This window comes from Undibacterium sp. KW1, from assembly GCF_009937955.1.
In the GTDB taxonomy this organism is placed as follows: domain Bacteria; phylum Pseudomonadota; class Gammaproteobacteria; order Burkholderiales; family Burkholderiaceae_D; genus Undibacterium.
In genome coordinates, this window is sequence record NZ_AP018439.1 from 5,568,596 (window position 1) to 5,586,525 (window position 17,930).

General features: G+C 51.8%; 19 protein-coding genes and 2 pseudogenes. 8 read left to right on the forward strand and 13 right to left on the reverse strand.

Features of this window, described 5'->3' with window-relative positions; genetic code table 11:
- Positions 1 to 22 precede the first annotated feature (22 nt).
- Positions 23 to 694 carry a 16S rRNA (guanine(966)-N(2))-methyltransferase RsmD gene (rsmD, locus tag UNDKW_RS25020; RefSeq protein WP_162062104.1) on the reverse strand — a complete coding sequence of 224 codons (672 nt, stop codon included), beginning with the start codon at positions 692 to 694 and terminating at the stop codon, positions 23 to 25.
- A gap of 131 nt (positions 695 to 825) precedes the next feature.
- On the opposite strand from rsmD, the gene ftsY reads away from it, so the two are divergent.
- The 4 genes from ftsY (at position 826) to rpoH (ending at position 4,800) form a co-directional block, all read left to right on the forward strand.
- Complete coding sequence (ftsY, locus tag UNDKW_RS25025) at positions 826 to 1,920, forward strand: signal recognition particle-docking protein FtsY (protein WP_162060959.1); 1,095 nt, start codon at positions 826 to 828, stop codon at positions 1,918 to 1,920.
- Between the two features lie 26 nt (positions 1,921 to 1,946).
- Positions 1,947 to 2,621, forward strand: a complete 675-nt coding sequence (locus UNDKW_RS25030; protein ID WP_162043543.1) for a cell division ATP-binding protein FtsE — start codon at positions 1,947 to 1,949, stop codon at positions 2,619 to 2,621.
- 31 nt (positions 2,622 to 2,652) lie between these two features.
- Positions 2,653 to 3,567: an ABC transporter permease gene (locus UNDKW_RS25035; RefSeq protein ID WP_162060960.1), complete on the forward strand. Its 915-nt coding sequence runs from the start codon at positions 2,653 to 2,655 to the stop codon at positions 3,565 to 3,567.
- 336 nt (positions 3,568 to 3,903) lie between these two features.
- Positions 3,904 to 4,800 (forward strand): RNA polymerase sigma factor RpoH, encoded by an 897-nt coding sequence (gene rpoH, locus UNDKW_RS25040; protein ID WP_110256444.1) that lies wholly within the window; start codon positions 3,904 to 3,906, stop codon positions 4,798 to 4,800.
- Positions 4,801 to 4,928: 128 nt separating this feature from the next.
- On the opposite strand, the pseudogene UNDKW_RS25045 reads toward rpoH, so the two are convergent.
- From UNDKW_RS25045 to UNDKW_RS25065, 5 genes and pseudogenes are all read right to left on the reverse strand, one after another.
- A pseudogene (locus tag UNDKW_RS25045) lies at positions 4,929 to 5,482 on the reverse strand (SCO family protein).
- Positions 5,483 to 5,505: 23 nt separating this feature from the next.
- A complete protein-coding gene (cyoE, locus tag UNDKW_RS25050) occupies positions 5,506 to 6,390 on the reverse strand; it encodes a heme o synthase (protein WP_162060961.1) in 885 nt (294 codons plus the stop codon).
- A complete protein-coding gene (locus tag UNDKW_RS25055; protein ID WP_162060962.1) occupies positions 6,387 to 7,478 on the reverse strand; it encodes a heme A synthase in 1,092 nt (363 codons plus the stop codon). Before UNDKW_RS25055 ends, cyoE begins: the two co-directional genes overlap by 4 nt.
- Positions 7,479 to 7,484: 6 nt before the next feature.
- Complete coding sequence (locus tag UNDKW_RS25060; RefSeq protein WP_232063456.1) at positions 7,485 to 8,042, reverse strand: cytochrome C oxidase subunit I; 558 nt, start codon at positions 8,040 to 8,042, stop codon at positions 7,485 to 7,487.
- A gap of 34 nt (positions 8,043 to 8,076) precedes the next feature.
- Positions 8,077 to 8,790 (reverse strand): SURF1 family protein, encoded by a 714-nt coding sequence (locus tag UNDKW_RS25065; protein ID WP_162060963.1) that lies wholly within the window; start codon positions 8,788 to 8,790, stop codon positions 8,077 to 8,079.
- Between the two features lie 61 nt (positions 8,791 to 8,851).
- On the opposite strand from UNDKW_RS25065, the gene UNDKW_RS25070 reads away from it, so the two are divergent.
- A complete protein-coding gene (locus UNDKW_RS25070) occupies positions 8,852 to 9,052 on the forward strand; it encodes a twin transmembrane helix small protein (protein ID WP_162060964.1) in 201 nt (66 codons plus the stop codon).
- A gap of 116 nt (positions 9,053 to 9,168) precedes the next feature.
- Here UNDKW_RS25070 and UNDKW_RS25075 read toward each other — a convergent pair whose 3' ends face one another.
- From UNDKW_RS25075 to UNDKW_RS25100, 7 genes are all read right to left on the reverse strand, one after another.
- Positions 9,169 to 10,029 carry a cytochrome c oxidase subunit 3 gene (locus UNDKW_RS25075; protein ID WP_162060965.1) on the reverse strand — a complete coding sequence of 287 codons (861 nt, stop codon included), beginning with the start codon at positions 10,027 to 10,029 and terminating at the stop codon, positions 9,169 to 9,171.
- 39 nt (positions 10,030 to 10,068) lie between these two features.
- Positions 10,069 to 10,284, reverse strand: coding sequence for a DUF2970 domain-containing protein (locus tag UNDKW_RS25080; protein WP_162043552.1), 216 nt, complete (start codon positions 10,282 to 10,284; stop codon positions 10,069 to 10,071).
- Complete coding sequence (locus UNDKW_RS25085; RefSeq protein WP_162043553.1) at positions 10,281 to 10,877, reverse strand: cytochrome c oxidase assembly protein; 597 nt, start codon at positions 10,875 to 10,877, stop codon at positions 10,281 to 10,283. The genes UNDKW_RS25080 and UNDKW_RS25085 overlap by 4 nt, the downstream gene beginning before the upstream one ends.
- Positions 10,878 to 10,889: 12 nt before the next feature.
- On the reverse strand, positions 10,890 to 10,997 hold the full coding sequence (locus UNDKW_RS30680; protein ID WP_232063105.1) for a cytochrome oxidase small assembly protein: 108 nt from the start codon (positions 10,995 to 10,997) through the stop codon (positions 10,890 to 10,892).
- Positions 10,998 to 11,045: 48 nt separating this feature from the next.
- The gene (ctaD, locus tag UNDKW_RS25090) at positions 11,046 to 12,641 is read right to left on the reverse strand and encodes a cytochrome c oxidase subunit I (RefSeq protein ID WP_162043554.1); all 1,596 of its coding nucleotides are present in this window, start codon (positions 12,639 to 12,641) and stop codon (positions 11,046 to 11,048) included.
- A gap of 24 nt (positions 12,642 to 12,665) precedes the next feature.
- A complete protein-coding gene (gene coxB / locus UNDKW_RS25095; RefSeq protein ID WP_162060966.1) occupies positions 12,666 to 13,853 on the reverse strand; it encodes a cytochrome c oxidase subunit II in 1,188 nt (395 codons plus the stop codon).
- 222 nt (positions 13,854 to 14,075) lie between these two features.
- Positions 14,076 to 14,990: a methyltransferase domain-containing protein gene (locus UNDKW_RS25100; RefSeq protein ID WP_162060967.1), complete on the reverse strand. Its 915-nt coding sequence runs from the start codon at positions 14,988 to 14,990 to the stop codon at positions 14,076 to 14,078.
- Between the two features lie 92 nt (positions 14,991 to 15,082).
- On the opposite strand from UNDKW_RS25100, the gene UNDKW_RS25105 reads away from it, so the two are divergent.
- From UNDKW_RS25105 to UNDKW_RS30685, 3 genes and pseudogenes are all read left to right on the forward strand, one after another.
- Positions 15,083 to 15,802, forward strand: a complete 720-nt coding sequence (locus UNDKW_RS25105; protein WP_232063106.1) for a phosphoribosyltransferase family protein — start codon at positions 15,083 to 15,085, stop codon at positions 15,800 to 15,802.
- 9 nt (positions 15,803 to 15,811) lie between these two features.
- A complete protein-coding gene (trmL, locus tag UNDKW_RS25110; RefSeq protein WP_162060969.1) occupies positions 15,812 to 16,282 on the forward strand; it encodes a tRNA (uridine(34)/cytosine(34)/5-carboxymethylaminomethyluridine(34)-2'-O)-methyltransferase TrmL in 471 nt (156 codons plus the stop codon).
- A 130-nt stretch (positions 16,283 to 16,412) separates the two neighbouring features.
- Positions 16,413 to 17,918 (forward strand): annotated as a pseudogene (locus tag UNDKW_RS30685) (PAS domain-containing protein); the annotation flags it as partial.
- Positions 17,919 to 17,930 lie beyond the last annotated feature (12 nt).

The window sequence follows — 17,930 nt, forward strand, 5'->3', positions numbered from 1 at the left end:
TATGCACCAAGTTGAGCAGGCATTATGCCTGATTTTCGTGCGCCTCATGCGGCAAAATGTTGCGTTGCAGTATATGGAAGTACACACTACCTGCTTTATCTGCGCGGATAACTTGCCATCCACTTAATAATTTAGCCAATTTTTCATCTGTCGCTACGTCGCCAGAAGAGATAGTCAGTGAAAATTCTGATTCGACATAAATACAGCCCTTAGCGCTCAGCAATGGCGCACAGGCTGGCAGGACACGCTCCAGCCAATCCTGCTCAAAAGGAGGATCAAGGAAAATCACATCCATTTTCTGAGCCTGGTTTGCCATGCCCTCGACTACCTTGAGTGCATCTGCCCTCAGCAGCTTGCATTGGCTGGCTTGCAATTTATCCCGCACTTGCTCCAGTTGTTTATAAGCTGGCGTATGCGCTTCCACCATGATGACTTGCGCTGCACCACGGCTGGCGGCTTCAAAACCCAGGGCGCCACTACCTGCGAACAGGTCCAGGCAATGCACACCTGTCCAGTTACTGTGCAGCAAGTGATTGAGCCAGTTGAACAGGGTTTCCCGGACGCGGTCTGGCGTAGGGCGTAACCCCTCGGCATCAACCACGCTGAGCAGGCTGCGCTTCCACGCACCGCCTATGATGCGGACTTGATGGTGTTGACGTTTTACCGGTGTGGCTTTTGCGGCCGCGTTTTTTATTTTTTTATTACTATTTTTTTCATTGCATGCTTGCTACGGCTAAATCAGTTTATCTTGCGCTGTCTGTTAAAATGGCAGCATTCTAATATCAGGGCTGGCTATTTTGCCGCCCGCACTCCCAAAATATCCCGATGTTTAGTTTTTTCAAAAAGAAGCCCAAAGAAGAGGCGCCAGTTGTTGTGGCTGATCCGGCACCGCTAGTCACTGCGCCAGGCAGTCATGAGGCTGTTGTTCCTGCGCCAGCGGCTGAAGTTACGTCACTTGCTACATCACTTCAGACTCCCGCCAAGGCAGAAGTACTTGCCGCCAAGCCGCAAGAACCTGAACAAAAACGCTCATGGTTAAGCCGCCTGAAAGCCGGGCTGGCCAAAACATCCTCGAATCTTACCACCCTCTTCATCGGTGCCCGCATTGATGATGATTTGTATGAAGAACTCGAAGCTGCCCTGCTGACCTCGGATGCGGGTGTAGAAGCCACCCAGTTCCTGCTCGATGGCCTGAAGAAAAAGGTCAAGGAAGAAAAGCTGACTGATGCCGAGCAAGTCAAGGCGGCCCTCAAAGCCCTGTTGCTGGAATTGCTGACACCCTTGCAAAAACCGCTGGAACTGGGTCGTTACCAACCCCTGGTCATGATGATCACCGGTGTCAATGGTGCGGGCAAGACCACCACCATAGGCAAGCTGGCCAAACACATGCAAAGCCACCAGCAGTCGGTATTGCTGGCTGCGGGCGACACCTTCCGTGCGGCAGCGCGTGAGCAATTAACGATCTGGGGCGAGCGCAATAATGTCACTGTCATCGCGCAAGAATCCGGCGACCCGGCGGCGGTGGCGTTTGATGCGGTGGCATCTGCCCGTGCCCGTGGCACAGATGTGGTCATGGTGGATACGGCTGGCCGCCTGCCTACCCAGTTGCATCTGATGGAAGAACTCAAAAAGATCAAACGCGTCATCGCCAAGGGCATGGATGGCGCACCACAAGAAGTCTTACTCATCATCGACGGCAACACTGGCCAGAACGCCCTGGCCCAGGTCAAGGCCTTTGACGATGCGCTGCAACTGACTGGCCTGGTCATCACCAAACTTGATGGCACAGCCAAAGGTGGCGTGCTGGCAGCAATCGCCAAGAACCGCCCTGTGCCTGTGTATTTCATCGGTATAGGCGAGCAGATTGAAGATTTGCAGCCGTTTAACGCCCAGGAATTTGTTGACGCCCTGCTCAGTTAATTGCTCATAAAAGGTCTAACGCGATCATGATTGAATTTGAACACGTCAGCAAACAGTATTCGCAAGATGTGTATGCACTCAAAGATGTTTCATTGTCAATTGCCGCCGGTGAATTGATCTTCCTGGCTGGCCCATCTGGTGCTGGTAAATCGACCTTGTTGAAGATGATTGCAGGCATAGAGAAACCGACGGCGGGGCATGTCAGGGTCAATGGCCAGGACATAGGAAAGCTCAAAACCAGCAGCCTGCCTTATCTGCGCCGCAAGCTGGGCCTGATTTTGCAGGACCAAAAATTACTGACTGACCGCCACGTGCTGGCGAATGTCATGCTACCCATCATCGTCACTGGTGCCTCCCATGCTGAAGCTGAGACCCGCGCCCGCATTGCGCTGGAAAAAGTCGGCCTGCCGGACAAGGCTTATTCTTTGCCGCTGGCATTATCTGGTGGTGAGCAGCAGCGGGTAGCGATAGCCCGCGCCATTGTCAACCGGCCACAGATCATCCTGGCGGATGAACCTACCGCCTTCCTCGACCGTGATAATGCCAACAAGGTATTGAGCGCGCTGAAGGCTTTCCAGAGCGCCGGTGTCACCTGCATTATCTCCAGCCATGATGAACAATTTCTCGATCAGGCCAGCCGTGTGATTTACCTGAGCCAGGGCCAGGTCGTCAGCACCTGGAAATCCTCACTGGCCGCATGATCCTGCATTACAGAATAACAAGGAAGAATTCATGACCAACTGGTTTCGTCAACACTTGTTCGCCATCAAGAGCGCCTTCGCCCATCTGCGTGGCAGCCCGGGCAATTTCCTGTTCAATGTACTGGTGGTCGCCATTGCACTGGCGCTGCCGATCGCTGGCCTGACCCTGATAGAAAATATACGTCCTATCTCTTCGCAACTGTCCATAGAACCTGAGATCAGCATCTTCGTCAGCCCGGACACACCGAGGGCAACGGCCACCGCCTTGTCGATACCACTGAAGAAATTGCTGAAAGAAAGAAACATCACGGCCAACCTGAACTTCATTCCCAAGGACAAGGCCCTGGCCAGCCTGGAGCAATCATCCAATCTGGCGGAAGTCTTGTCTACCCTGGGTGGCAATCCCCTGCCGGACGCCTATGTCTTGTCCATGTCGAATAGTGATGCTGGCAAGATAGAAGCGCTGGTCGAAGAAATAAAGCAAATGCAGGACGTCGATGTCGTGCAACTCGACTCTGCCTGGGTCAAGCGCCTGGCAGCACTGGTGCAAATCATGCAACTGGGTCTGATGTTCCTGGCCGCCACTCTGGGTGTGGTGGTGATCGTGGTGGTATTTAATGCCACTCGCCTGCAAGTGATTTCACACAGGGCAGAAATTGCCGTATCGCGCCTGTTGGGTGCGACCAACAGTTTCATCCACAAACCTTATTACTATACCGGCGCCTTGCTGGGCCTGTTGGCCGGAGGCCTGGCATTGGGCTTGATTGCTGCTTCCCTGCAACCCTTGAACAAGGCAATCGCCGAATTTGCTAAATTATATGCCTCAGAATTCCATCTTGTTCCGTTGGGTATCGTACAGAGCGCCATACTCCTTGCTGTTAGCATGTTGCTTGGCCTGATTGGTGTTTTTCTGTCAGTAAGAAGGCAGTTGGCTAGCGCCAGCTAAATTTTTGACACCTGTCTCACAATAAATTGACTGCTGTTTCGTCTCCATAGTGCTGACCTCTGTGTTTGGCAATGTCTGGCACCGTGGCACCAGCCTGCACATCCAGGTTTTGCAACAGGCTTTTACAATTTGCATCGAATTGATTGCAACTTTCCACCCAGGCGTCTATCTAAGCACTATATATGCTGTAAATGAATGCTTGTTTTTCAATAGATTTATTTGATGAACTTCATAGAATCTGAGTATTAGCACTCTTCTCAAGAGAGTGCTAATATAGGAACTTGAAAGTGCCAAAAGGAGTAATTGATACTCTTAAGGCAGCAATAAGGAGGAAAAATGGCAACTACATCGACACAATTGATCCCTGCAACCGACAGCACTGCGCTGGCTCTAGGCTTTAGTGGCACGCTGGGTAATATTGATGCCTATATCTCTGCAGTCAACCGTCTGCCTATGCTCACGCATCAGGAAGAGATAGACTTTGCGAACAAATTGCGTAATGACAATGACCTGGCTGCTGCGCAGCAACTAGTTATGTCACATCTGCGCCTTGTCGTATCAATCGCTCGCGGTTACCTCGGCTATGGCTTGCCCCATGCAGACTTGATTCAGGAAGGCAATATCGGCCTGATGAAAGCCGTCAAACGCTTTGATCCTGACCAGGGCGTGCGCCTGGTGTCCTATGCGATGCACTGGATCAAGGCTGAAATGCATGAGTACATTTTGAAAAACTGGCGCCTGGTCAAAGTAGCAACGACCAAAGCACAGCGCAAACTGTTCTTTAACCTGCGCAGCCATAAAGAAGGCCTGGACGCGATGACACCAAAGCAAATTGATGCACTGGCATCAACGCTGGATGTCAAGCGCGAAGAAGTCATCGAAATGGAAATGCGTTTGTCCGGCCATGATATTGCTCTGGATGCACCTACGGATGATGACGATGAGAAATTTGCACCCATCGCTTATCTGAAGACTGAATCTGACGAGCCTACCCGTGTGCTGGAAACACGCCAGTATGACCGTCTGCAAAGCGAAGGCCTGGAATCTGCATTGTCCAAGCTGGATGCGCGCTCACGCCACATCATAGAATCACGCTGGCTGAAGAATGATGATGGTACAGGTGCCACCCTGCATGAACTGGCTGACGAATACGGTGTTTCTGCCGAGCGCATACGCCAGATCGAAAGCGCAGCCCTGAAGAAAATGAAGGGCAGCCTCAGCAGTTTTGCATAATCAAAACAGGCTGCAGCAATGAAAAAGGCACTCGCGAGAGTGCCTTTTGTTTTATCCAGCGGCTTTGTGGTCAGTTTTGCGGTCGATTTCGCGACCTGAGCACCACCTGCTTTGTATTTTCTGCTGATTTACTTCAGCAGTATCTTCAAATCATGGGCAACAACTTCTGCCCCTGGCCATGGCGCAGGAATAAGCGTATGCGCCCCTGAGGGTCAAATACATAGCTGCCCGCAGTATGGTCCATGGTATAGCTGCCGGGGGTTTTACCTTCCACCTTTTGATAAAACACCTTGAATTCTTTGGCTACCTTGGCCGTTGCAGCGGCATCGCCATACAAGCCCAGGAAGCGCTTGTCAAAATTGGGGACGTAGTTGGCCAGCAAGGTCTGGGTATCGCGTTCAGGGTCCAGGGTCACAAACAGCACCTGCACCTTGTCCGCATCCGTGCCCAGTAATTTCATGACATTGGCCATTTCCACCATGGTGGTCGGGCAGACATCCGGGCATTGGGTATAGCCAAAAAAGATCACTACCGCCTTGCCCTTGAAGTCTGCCAGCGTACGTGCCTTGCCAGTATGATCTGTCAGCGCAAAGTCTTTGGCGTAATCGAGGCCGGTCAAGTCAGTGTTATTGAATTTTTCCTGGGCCGGGGCGCAAGCAAGCAGGCTCAGCGCCATCAGCATACTGGCCAGGTGCTTCAGAATTTTCATAGCTTGATATAGTGATCAATCAACAAGGCTGCAAACAGCAGGGACAGGTAAATAATGGAATAGGCAAACGTCTTGCGCGCCAGCACGTCATCATAGTGCTTGTAAATACGCCATGCATACCAAAGGAAAATCAGACCCAGGATAATCGCGCTGACCAAATAAATCAGGCCACTCATGTGTACCGCATAGGGCAGCATGGTGGTAGCAAACAGAGCAATGGTATACAGCCAGATATGGAAGCGGGTAAATTCCAGGCCATGGGTAATTGGCAACATCGGCAGGCCGGAACGCGCATAATCATCGCGCCTGTACATTGCCAGCGCCCAGAAATGCGGTGGCGTCCAGACAAAAATGATCAAGACCAGCAACCAGGCCTGCATAGGCACATCGTTTGCGACAGCTGCCCAGCCCAGCGCTGGTGGCATGGCACCTGACAAACCACCAATGACGATATTTTGTGGTGTCGCCGGTTTCAGGATGATGGTGTAAATGACGGCATAGCCAACGAAAGTGACGAAGGTCAGCCACATGGTCAGCGGATTGACCATGGTATACAAGACCCACATGCCCATGCCACCGATGACGCCGGAGAATACCAGAGTCTGCGGCACTGTAATCTCACCCTGGGCTGTTGCACGGCGTGCAGTTCTTGCCATACGGGAATCAATTTCTTTTTCCACCAGGCAATTTACGGCGAAAGCAGCGCCTGCCAGCAGCCAGATACCTACAGTGGCAGCGACAACTACACGCCAGTCCGGCAAATCTGGCGTTGCCAGGAACATGCCGATGACGGCGCAAAATACCGCGAGCTGTGTTACACGGGGCTTGGTCAAAGCCCAGTACTGAGCCAGTCGGTTGGAAGGCAAACTTAAAGTGGTCATGATCTATCTTTGGCAGCGGCAAGGCTCACATGCCTTATGCGGTAGTTTAACATGGTCAGCAAAAGCACGAGCATGGCAGCCATCCCATTATGCAAAACTGCCAGCAGCAAAGGCCAGGAAAAAAAGACGGTAGAAATGCCGATGATGAATTGAGCAACAATTGCGAGCAAGATATGGCGGCCCAGCTTTTCCAGCCCCGTAATCTTGCGCGCCCTGAGCGCGGCCCACAGACAGACTGCGACTACCAGCAAGGCAAAGTTCCTGTGCACCCAGTGTATGGCAACCAGGGCATTGAAAGGCAGGTAATCACCATTTACAGTCTGGCCGAGCTGACGCCACAGGCTGAAACCATGTTCAAAGTCCATCGCCGGTATGACCTGGCCATTGCACATGGGGTAATCCTGGCAAGCCAGAGCAGCATAGTTAGTACTTACCCAACCACCCAGGCTGATTTGCACAAACACCAGCACTAAAGCCAGGCTGGCTGGCCATAGCATGCGCCTGCCATCGGCGGCGGCAATGCTGCGGCCCGGCAGCGAGCTGCTTTGCTGTTCCAGGCTGGCACTGAGCAGTGCCAGCAAACCCATGCCGAGGATGAGGTGAGTGGTCACTATGACGGGTTGCAGCTTGAGGGTGACAGTCCAGGCGCCGAATGCACCTTGCAGGCAAACAAAGAACAGCAGGAAGGTGGCCATCCAGGGACTGCTTGCAAGCTGGCGGCGGCGCACCCAGGCGATCGCCATCTGGGCAATAATCAGTATGCCCACACTCATCGCCAGATAGCGGTGCACCATTTCTATCCAGGCTTTTTGTAAAGTCACGGGGCCAGTTGGCATGGCAATTTCTGCCGCCTTGATCGCGGCATGGGATTGCAAGGGGTTGGATTGACCATAGCAACCCGGCCAGTCCGGGCAACCCAGACCAGAATCTGTCAGGCGGGTGAATGCGCCAAACATGATGAGCTCAAAAGTCAGGGTGACAGTGACCGCAATGAGCTTGCGGTATTTATTCTTTTCCCTGGACAAGAACACCGTAGCCGCCGGTATTACCGCGACCATCAGTGCTGTCAATGCTATCTGCAACCACATGATTATTTAACCTATCGCTGACGCACGCAATAATTTGCTGAGGTCTTTTTTAATCTTGTTGGCATCTGCATTTTTTTGGTAACGCATCATCAGATTGCCTAGCGGATCTATGAGGTAAATATGGTCGCTGATCTGGGTATCGCTCTCGGTCGGCAACCAGGCCTTGAGGGCGGCAGGATCAACCTTCAGCATACGGGCCCCATCATGCTGGCGTATCAACATGGTGTCGATGGGAGCATCGTCGGTGATCAGCCAGACGCGCTCTATCCTGTCCATTTCCTTGCCCTGGGCGGTGCGCAACTGGCGGATGTCATACATTCTTTTCTGGCAAGCCTCAGCACAGGCACCGCTATCTACCTGCAGCATCAGCCATTTGCCTTTATAGGCTTCCAGACCAATCACGGGATCAGTCGCCGCCGCGCCCAGCAGATGCCCGGCCAGCTTGGGCATGGGGTAGTTGCGCGGGTCAAGTATGGTGCCGTAATTGGTGCGGCCCTCAGGCTTGATGACATAGTAGGTCAGGTAAGAAAAAACCATGGGAGCAGCACAGACTGCCAGCACCATCAATAATTTCCAGCGACCACGCGACTTTTGCTTTTCAGTTTTTTCCACGACGAAATCCAGTAACAACAAAAAATAATAAGGCCATCAGAGCCAGTGCATACCATTGAAAGGCATAGCCCCTGTGTTTGTCAGCACCCGCCGAAGGCATCGGCCATTCGCGCGAGAGACCATCGTTTTCCAAAGAAGTTTGTTCCAGCACAAAGGGATAAAACTCCCAGCGCGTCTGTTTTGCCAATGCTTCAACATCGATATTTTGCAGCAGGCTGCCAGGTTTGACCGCCTCGGCCTGGCCGAGTTGCATTACCCGCTCCAACCTGTCCCTGAGTATACCTTCCAACATGACTTGACCGCCTGGAACCGGAATATCCGGCACATGCATCCTGTCACGCGCATCACGCGGGTGCCAGCCGCGGGCGATCAGGACATACTTGCTGCTATTGGCCAGTTTGAAAGGCATCAGCACATACAAACCTGCTTTTCCCTGCAGGGGACGGTTATCCAGATACAAGGGCCATTCGCGTATGAATTGCCCGCTGACTTGCAGCTTGCGAAACGCCAGCAACTGTCCAGGCGGCGTTTGCGCATTCAATGCCAGCGCAGGCAAATGCTGGCGCTCGGCCATTTGCGCTGCAAGCGTTTCTTTTTCCTCTGCCCTGTGGGTCTGCCATTGCGCCAAAGCGATGCCCAGGCTGATCAACAGCAGGCTGGCGATAAACGGAATCAGTCGGAAGCGGAAGGAAATAGGCATTCAGGTATTAAGGTATTACAATGCAGGAGTCGATCAATTAAAGTATCAACAATAACCAAGTATGAGAATTCTTGTCGCCATCGCTTTTTTCCTTATCCTGTTCAGCCTGGGGTCTGCCCTGGTTTATCTGATGAAAGACAAGGGAAAAAGCAATCGTACGGTCAAGGCACTAGCCTTCAGGGTGGGGTTTTCCATCACGCTGTTTTTGCTGATCCTGCTGGCCAACCATTTTGGCTTGATACAACCTACCGGTATCAGGTAAGTCCGTCCCGGATTTCAGGGACGTAAGGGTTCTAACACCACCAGCTATTCAGGCATTTCCATATATGTAAAAAAGCCGCACTAACTGTGCGGCTTTTTTTACGCTACTGCTTGCTATTACAGCCAGTAGACCACGACATACAGACCCAGCCAGACCACGTCAACAAAGTGCCAGTACCAGGCAGCGCCTTCGAATGCGAAGTGGTGTTCAGGTGTGAAATGACCTTTCATGACACGATACAGGACAACCGACAACATGATCGCACCCATGGTCACATGGAAACCGTGGAAACCGGTCAGCATGAAGAAAGTGGAACCATAGATACCAGAAGTCAGTTTCAGGTTCAGTTCGCTATACGCATGCATGTATTCGTAAGCCTGGAAGCCCATGAACACTGCACCCAGCAAGACAGTAGCAAACAACCAGAATGCTGTCTTGGCACGATGGCCTTCACGCAAGGCGTGGTGAGCAATCGTCAGCGTCACGCCGGAAGTCAGCAACAAGGCCGTATTGATCGTTGGGATAGGGAAAGGGCCCATGGTCTTGAAGGCTTCGACTGTACCAGCCGGGCCCACATTACCCCAGTTCGCAGCAAAATCAGGCCACAGGACTTTGTGATCCAGATCAGCCAGCCAGGGCATGGAGATTGTACGTGCATAGAACAAGGCACCAAAGAAGGCTGCAAAGAACATCACTTCAGAGAAAATGAACCAGCTCATGCTCCAGCGGAAGGAGACATCAATACGCGCACTGTATTTACCGCCTTCAGATTCAGCAATCGCATCACCAAACCATTTATACAAGACCACCAGTGTCAGGATAATACCGGCGAAGTTCAGGTAAGAACCCCAGGCCATGCCATTGACCCAGGCAGAAGCACCGATCATGGTCAGCAATAAGGTGGTGCCACCAAGTACTGGCCATTTGGATGGGCCAGGCACAAAATAGTATGGCGCATTAGCGTGTTGAGAACTCATTTCCATCTCCCGATGCAATTTAATGTACTACTTGAATTGTTATTTTGCGACTACATGTCTGACTATCATGATCAGCACTGAAATAAAAATCAGCGCACCTATGATGCCGGCAATAATCACGTGAACAGGATTCAACTGCGCTGCATCCTGCTCATAATCTGTTTTCTTACGTATTCCCAGAAACGACCAGAATACGGCTTTCATTGTTGCGAAAAACGAAGCCTTACGCTTGCTTGCTTCTTTCAAATCAGTCATGACTTACCCTGCCCTTCTCCAGCTACGCCGGTTGCTGCCTGTGGCTTGACGCCAACTTCAAAGAAGGTATAAGACAAGGTAATCGTCTTCACATCTTTAGGCAGGGCCGGGTCCAGATAAAACACTACCGGCATTTGCCGCGCTTCATTTGGCCCCAGGGTTTGCTGCTTGAAACAAAAGCATTCCATCTTCTTGAAGTAATTGCCAGCCTGTTGTGGAGCGTAGCTGGGTATGGCCTGCGCATCCATTTTGTAAGACTGCTTGTTGACTACTTCATAAACGATTTGTGTCATTTCACCGGGGTGCACTTTCATGCTCGCCACGGTAGGACGAAAACGCCACGGGCCCTGCGTATTTGCATCAAACTCCACCGTCACTTCACGGCTTCTGTCTATCTGGGAATTGGAAATCTCTTTAACCGAGATATCCTTGGGCGTCAGTATATTCACACCCGTCAATTCACAAATCTGCTTGTAGATGGGCACCAGTGCGTAACCAAATCCAAACATCAGAACCGCGATCACCAGCAACTTGCCCAGCATTTTGGCATTCAGCTTGTTCTTGCCAGCGACGCCGGATTCCTCTTGCAACATGAAGCTATCCTATCAACGTAACCAGGTTTGCTTGATGAAGACACCGGCAAAAAACACCAGTGCCACAGAAAACAAAATGATGGCAGTTCGCAAGTTATTCGGTTTTTTTCGATTACTCATTTTTTGTCTTGCTCCGGCAAAACCGGAGCAAGCCTCAGCTGCACTACATTATTTGAATTCTGGTGGTTCTTCAAAAGTGTGGAAAGGCGCAGGGCTAGGCACTGTCCATTCCAGGCCTTCAGCACCATCCCATGGTTTCGCTTCTGCTGGTATGCCGCCTTTGATGGACGGGATAACCACTGCCAGGATGAAGTACACCTGCATCAGACCAAAACCAAACGCACCGATAGTGGCAATCTGATTGAAGTCAGTGAACTGCGCTGGGTAATCAGCATAACGTCGTGGCATACCGGCCAGACCCAGGAAGTGCATAGGGAAGAAGGTCACGTTGAACAAAATCAGCGAACCCCAGAAGTGGATCTTGCCGCGCGTTTCGTTGTACATGAAACCTGTCCATTTTGGACCCCAGTAGTAGTAACCGGCGAACAATGCAAACAGGGAACCCGCCACCAATACATAGTGGAAGTGGGCAACCACGTAGTAAGTATCCTGCAACTGTATGTCAATCGGGGTCACCGCCAGGATCAGACCTGTGAAACCGCCCATGGTGAACACGAAGATGAAGCCGACTGCAAACAACATAGGTGTCTCGAAAGTCATCGAGCCTTTCCACATTGTTGCAACCCAGTTAAACACTTTCACGCCGGTAGGTACCGAGATCAGCATGGTGGCATACATGAAGAACAACTGTGCTGTCACTGGCATACCGGTTGTAAACATGTGATGCGCCCAAACGATGAAGGACAGGATCGCGATGGATGCGGTTGCATACACCATCGACGCATAACCGAACAAAGGCTTGCGGGCAAATGCAGGAACGATCTGGGAAACGATACCGAAGGCTGGCAAAATCATGATGTACACCTCTGGATGTCCGAAGAACCAGAAAATGTGTTGGTACATGACAGGGTCGCCGCCGCCAGCCGCATTAAAGAAGGACGTACCGAAATGACGGTCAGTCAGCGTCATCGTAATCGCACCGGCCAGAACCGGCATAACAGCGATCAGCAGGTAGGCAGTAATCAGCCAGGTCCAGCAGAACATCGGCATCTTCATCAAGGTCATGCCAGGAGCGCGCATGTTCAGGATGGTAGTGATGATGTTAATGGAACCCATGATGGAAGACGCACCCATGATGTGGACCGCGAAAATCGCCATATCCATGCCTGGGCCCATTTGTGTGGACAATGGTGCATAAAGTGTCCAGCCAGCAGCAGTTGCACCGCCAGGAACAAAGAAAGAACCCATCAACAGCAGAGCTGCTGGAGGCATCAGCCAGAACGAGAAGTTGTTCATACGCGCGAACGCCATATCAGACGCGCCGATCTGCAGCGGGATCATCCAGTTGGCAAAACCAACGAAAGCCGGCATGATCGCGCCGAACACCATGACCAGACCATGCATGGTGGTCAGCTGGTTAAAGAACTCCGGTTGCATGAGCTGCAATCCAGGCTGGAACAATTCACTGCGAATGCCCAGGGCCATGACGCCACCGGCCAGCAACATCGTGAAAGCGAACCACAGATACAAACTACCGATATCTTTATGGTTGGTGGCAAACAACCAGCGCTGGAAACCATGTGGATGGTCATGCGCGTGGTCGTGAGAGTGATCGTGAGCGTGATCAACTGTAGTAGTGCTCATCTTTTCTCCTGTTCTTCCTGTTTATTACTTACGCGCAGCCAAAACTTCAGCTGGTTGGACGATGTTTTCAGCAGCCTTGTTAGACCAGTTATTGCGGGTATAAGTGATTACAGCAGCAATTTCTGTGTCAGACAAAGTAGCCTTCCAGGCTGGCATGCCGCCCTTACCATTCAGCAAAATACCGATTTGAGCTGCTTTAGGACCGGTCACAACAGCAGAGCCATCGATTGCAGGGAAAGCACCTGGCACACCCTTACCGGTAGCCTGATGGCAGGCCACACAGTTTGCTGTATAGACTTTTTCGCCACGTTGTTTCAGCTCATCGACAGTCCAGACCTTGCTTGGATCATCTGCCTTGGCAGCCATTTCTTTTTTCTTGGTATCCACCCATTTTTTGTAGTCATCGTCAGAAACGACATTGACAACGATAGGCATGAAGGCATGTTCTTTACCGCACAGCTCTACGCACTGACCACGGTAAGTACCGATTTTTTCAGCCTTGAACCAGGTGTCACGGACAAAACCAGGAATCGCATCCTGTTTCACGCCAAAGGCAGGGATAGTCCATGCATGGATAACGTCATTGGCGGTGGTAATAATGCGGACTTTTTTGTTGACCGGTACCACGACTTCATTATCGACTTCGATGAGGTAATTGTCGCCGCGTTTTTCTGTAGGTTCTACGCCAGGTGCGCCAACTTGCGTACGGGGAGTCGCCAGTGTCGAGAGGAAGGAAATGCCTTCGCCCTCACCCTTCAGGTAATCATAGCCCCATTTCCATTGCATGCCCGTGGCTTTAATGGTGATGTCGGCGTTCGAGGTATCTTTCATTGCAACAACAGTTTTTGTTGCTGGCAAAGCCATGACGATAACGATGATGAAAGGCACAACTGTCCAGGCGATCTCAACAGCAGTACTTTCGTGGAAAGTAGCTGGCTTATGGCCGACAGACTTGCGGTGTTTCAGAATGGAATAAAACATCACCCCGAAAACTGCCACAAAAATGACCATGCAGATAACCAGCATCAGGTTATGGATGGAATAGATTTGCTCCGCAATTTGCGTAACAGGTGGCTGCAGATTCAACTGCTTGACTGCCGGACCGCCCTTCATATCCACTACCGGACCATTGACCACCGCCCAAGTTGGCAGACTAGCAGCCAAGAGCGAGGCACCCAGCATGAACGACTTTAATCGCTTAGCATGTTTCATGAATTTCCCCAAAACCCGATTAGAATTCTTTTAACAGAGCGCCAGGGACACAGATTCAAAAAATTTTCATATGCGTTCCGGCAACTTCCACAACTGCAAGAGTATAAGGCGTAAAGCAGGGCGATATCAAGCAGAATACATGAATGACATCTATGATCTCGCTCAAATGTCACAAAGATTTATGAAGAAATTTTACAGTTTTTCGGCTTTTTTTGATCTGGATTAAGGTGATTTTTTAGGCAAATCAAAACGGACTATGGATTCTCCGGCGGCAGTTTTGCGGTTCACAGGCCGGAAAGCATGGCCGTAAACCACTTCCAGCGTCAGGGCTATGCGTCCATCGACATCTTTGCGCTTATCCAGCGCTGCCAGCAAGCGCGCATGGGCTTTGCGGCCCAGCAAGGCTTGCCTGCGTGTCATCAATGGATTGCCCCCGAGGGCGCGCACGTCTTCCAGCAATTTATCGGCACTGGCATAAGTCAGCGTGATTTTTTCCATATCCATGACGGGCGTGGAGAAACCTGCATTGACCAGCATATCGCCAAAATCATGCATATCAACAAAGGGGAGTATGTGTGGCAAATCGTCCACTTCGGCAAAGGCCTGGCGCAATTCCACCAAGGTATCCGGACCAAAGCATGAAAACATCAGCAGGCCATCAGTGCGCAAAACCCTGCGCCATTCGGCGAACACCAGGTCAGGCTGGGGATGCCAGTGCAATGCCAGATTCGACCAGATCAGATCCACGCTGGCATTTGCCATAGGCAGACGGGCAAAATCAGCGCATAGTAAATACTGGCTGGACTCCTGGCGCAAGGCTGCGGGCGTCCATTTGGATAACAAACGCCCGACTGCGCTCCTGGCCGCCAGATGCTTGTGCTTGCCCGCCTCCAGCATGGACAAAGAAGCATCAATGCCGTAAGCCAGTGCAGCAGGATAACTTTTTTGTAATTCAGCAATATCATCTGACTCGCCACAACCGGCATCCAGGACAGCGGCAGGCTGGATTTTGACGAGTTCCAGTTTTTCACGCATGCGCGTGGCTATTTCGCGACGCAAAAAGTCGGAAGGGCGGATTTTTGTCGCATCGGCAAACAGGCGGCGCACCAGTTGCAGATTGATAGGAGCACTCAACATAGGCAAAATAATAATGAATTACGTTATTCTTTAAGCTGGCAGTTTACACGCTTGTATACACTCATGCGCTCATGATCACAGACAAACTCAAAATGACCTGGAAAAGAGGCCTGGCTGCCCTGATACCAAATTCCTGCGCCCTGTGCCGCATGGATAGCAGCGAAGTGGTTTGCCACACATGCCATGCCCGCTATTTCCAGACCGGGCAGACCAGATGCCTGCAATGTGCCCTGCCCTTGCCGCCCGCCAGTGCCAGCCCACGCTGTGGAGATTGTCTCAGCAATCCACCAGCTTTTGACCGCACACTGAGCGTCTGCGACTATGCCGCGCCTCAGGATCAGTTGGTACTGTCTTTGAAGTTTGCCCATCAACTGGCGCTGGCGCCCTGGTTCGCCCGCATGCTGAGGGATAGCATATTGCAGCAGCAAGGCCATGAATTGCCGGATCTGCTGTGTGCCGTGCCCCTGGGTAAAGACCGGCTGGCGGAGCGCGGCTTCAACCAGGCCTGGGAAATTACCCGCCCACTGGCGAAGCATCTGGGCATAGCGGCCAACATGCATCTCCTGCAACGCAGCAGGAACACTGCGATGCAAAGCAGCTTGCCAAATGCCGCCAGGGCGCGCAATGTCAAAAATGCCTTTTGTGTCGATGAAAGCCAGCAAGAAAGCCTGCGCGGCGCGCATGTGGGTATCGTCGATGATGTCATGACTACTGGCATGACCCTGCATGAAATCGCTACAATGCTGAAACGTTACGGTGCCGCCAAAGTGACAGCTTATGTTTTTGCCCGCACCCTTCCCCATATTCACTAAGGAATCAACTTGTTTCACGTCGTCCTGGTCGAACCAGAAATACCGCCAAATACTGGCAACATCATCCGCCTCTGTGCCAACACTGGTGTGCAACTACATTTGATAGAGCCACTGGGCTTTCCCCTGGACGATAGCAAGATGAAACGCGCAGGTCTTGATTATCATGACTATGCGACCATGAAAGTGCATAAGAACTGGGCAGAATTCTGTGCCAGTGAGCAGCCCGACAGCAGCCGCATGTTTGCCATGACCACCCACGGCTCCACTGCTTTTGCAAACCTGGCCTTCCAGCCAGGCGATTATTTTGTGTTTGGTGCAGAAACCCGTGGCCTGGCACCTGAATTGCGCGAGTCCTTTCCGGCCAGCCAGCGCATACGCCTGCCCATGCGGCCAGATAACCGCAGCCTGAATTTATCCAACACGGTGGCAGTCGTGGTGTATGAGGCCTGGCGTCAAAATGGTTTTGCGGGCGGCAGCTAAGTTTTGGTGAACAGTGTTTTCATTGCCACATGTTAATTACCTAAATTACCACACGGCACCTGAAATTTACTGCATTTGCTGAAAAAACCTTTAGCATGTTTGCAGTAGAGCGAATATCAGGGTCAAGACCGTGCAAAATCCGGCAACTGAGCAATTTGAAAATGATTTGCAACAACTGCGGCATTTGATTGATGCCCTGCCCGTCTGCATTTCTTATGTCGATGCCAATTACCACTACCAGTTCATCAACCAGGTATATATAGACTGGTTTGGCATACCCCGCGCGGCAGTCATTAACAAGCACATGGCTGAAGTCATAGGCGAAGAAGCTTTTCAGCATGTGCGCCCGCAGGTAAGGCGTGCACTGTCAGGAGAAAGCATCGCCTACGAAACCACGGTACCTTACCTGCACGGCGGTACCCGCAGTATCTCAGCCCAGCTCTTTCCAGTATTTGATCATGACGGCAAGGTCAGGGGTTGCTATGCCATGATTATTGATATCAGCCAGCGCAAGCAAAGCGAAGAGCAATTGCATCTGCATGAAGAGCGCTGGCAACTGGCACTGGAAGGTTCTGGTGATGGTGTCTGGGACTGGTACCCGCAAACTGGTATAGAGATATTGTCTGACCGCCTGCGCGAAATTTATGGTTATACAAAAGAAGACATAGCTGATTTATCCGAAGAGCTGGACAGGCGCACCCATCCTGACGATCTGAGACAGATGCATCTGGACAGGCAAGCCCATTTTGATGGCAAGACACCCATTTATATCAATGAGCACCGGGTGCAATGCAAGGATGGCAGCTGGAAATGGATACTGACACGCGGTACGGTCATACAGCGTGATAGGGATGGCAAGCCAACCCGCGTGGTGGGCACCCACACCGATATTTCAGAGCGAAAGCAGGCTGAAGTTGCCCTGCGTGAAAGCGAAGAACGCTTGCGCATGGCACTGTCAGCTACTCATCAAGGCTTATATGACTTGAACGTGCTGACTGGCGATGCCATAGTCAGCCCAGAATATGCGCACATGCTGGGTTTTGCACATGATGGTTTTCGAGAGAATAAAAAGAACTGGGTAGCCAGGGTGCATCCCGAGGATATCCCCGCAGCAGCGCGCGCTTTCAAAGAACATCTGGAGGGCAGGAGCGATGAATACCGGGTCGAATTCCGGCAAAAGAAAGCCAGTGGTGAATGGGCATGGATACTGTCTGTCGGTGCGGTGGTGGAATGGGACAGGGATGGGCGGGCGCAGCGCATGCTCGGTACCGTGCTCGATATCACAGAAAAGAAAAAAACCGAAGCCCTGATCTGGCAGCAGGCAAATATCGATACCCTGACCGGCCTGCCGAACCGGCGCATGTTTTATGACAGGCTGGATCACGACATCAAGCTCAGCAAGCGCCATAAGCTGGCGCTGGCTGTGCTGTTCATTGACCTGGACTTTTTCAAGGAAGTCAACGACACCCTGGGCCACTCCACTGGCGATGCCTTGTTGATAGAAGCCGCGCACCGGCTACGCAAGTGCGTCAGGGAAAGCGATACCGTGGCCCGCCTCGGTGGTGATGAATTCACCGTTTCGCTGCCAGAGATGCATGAGGAAAACCGGGCTGAGGCCATCGCGCAAAACATCATACGCAGCATGTCC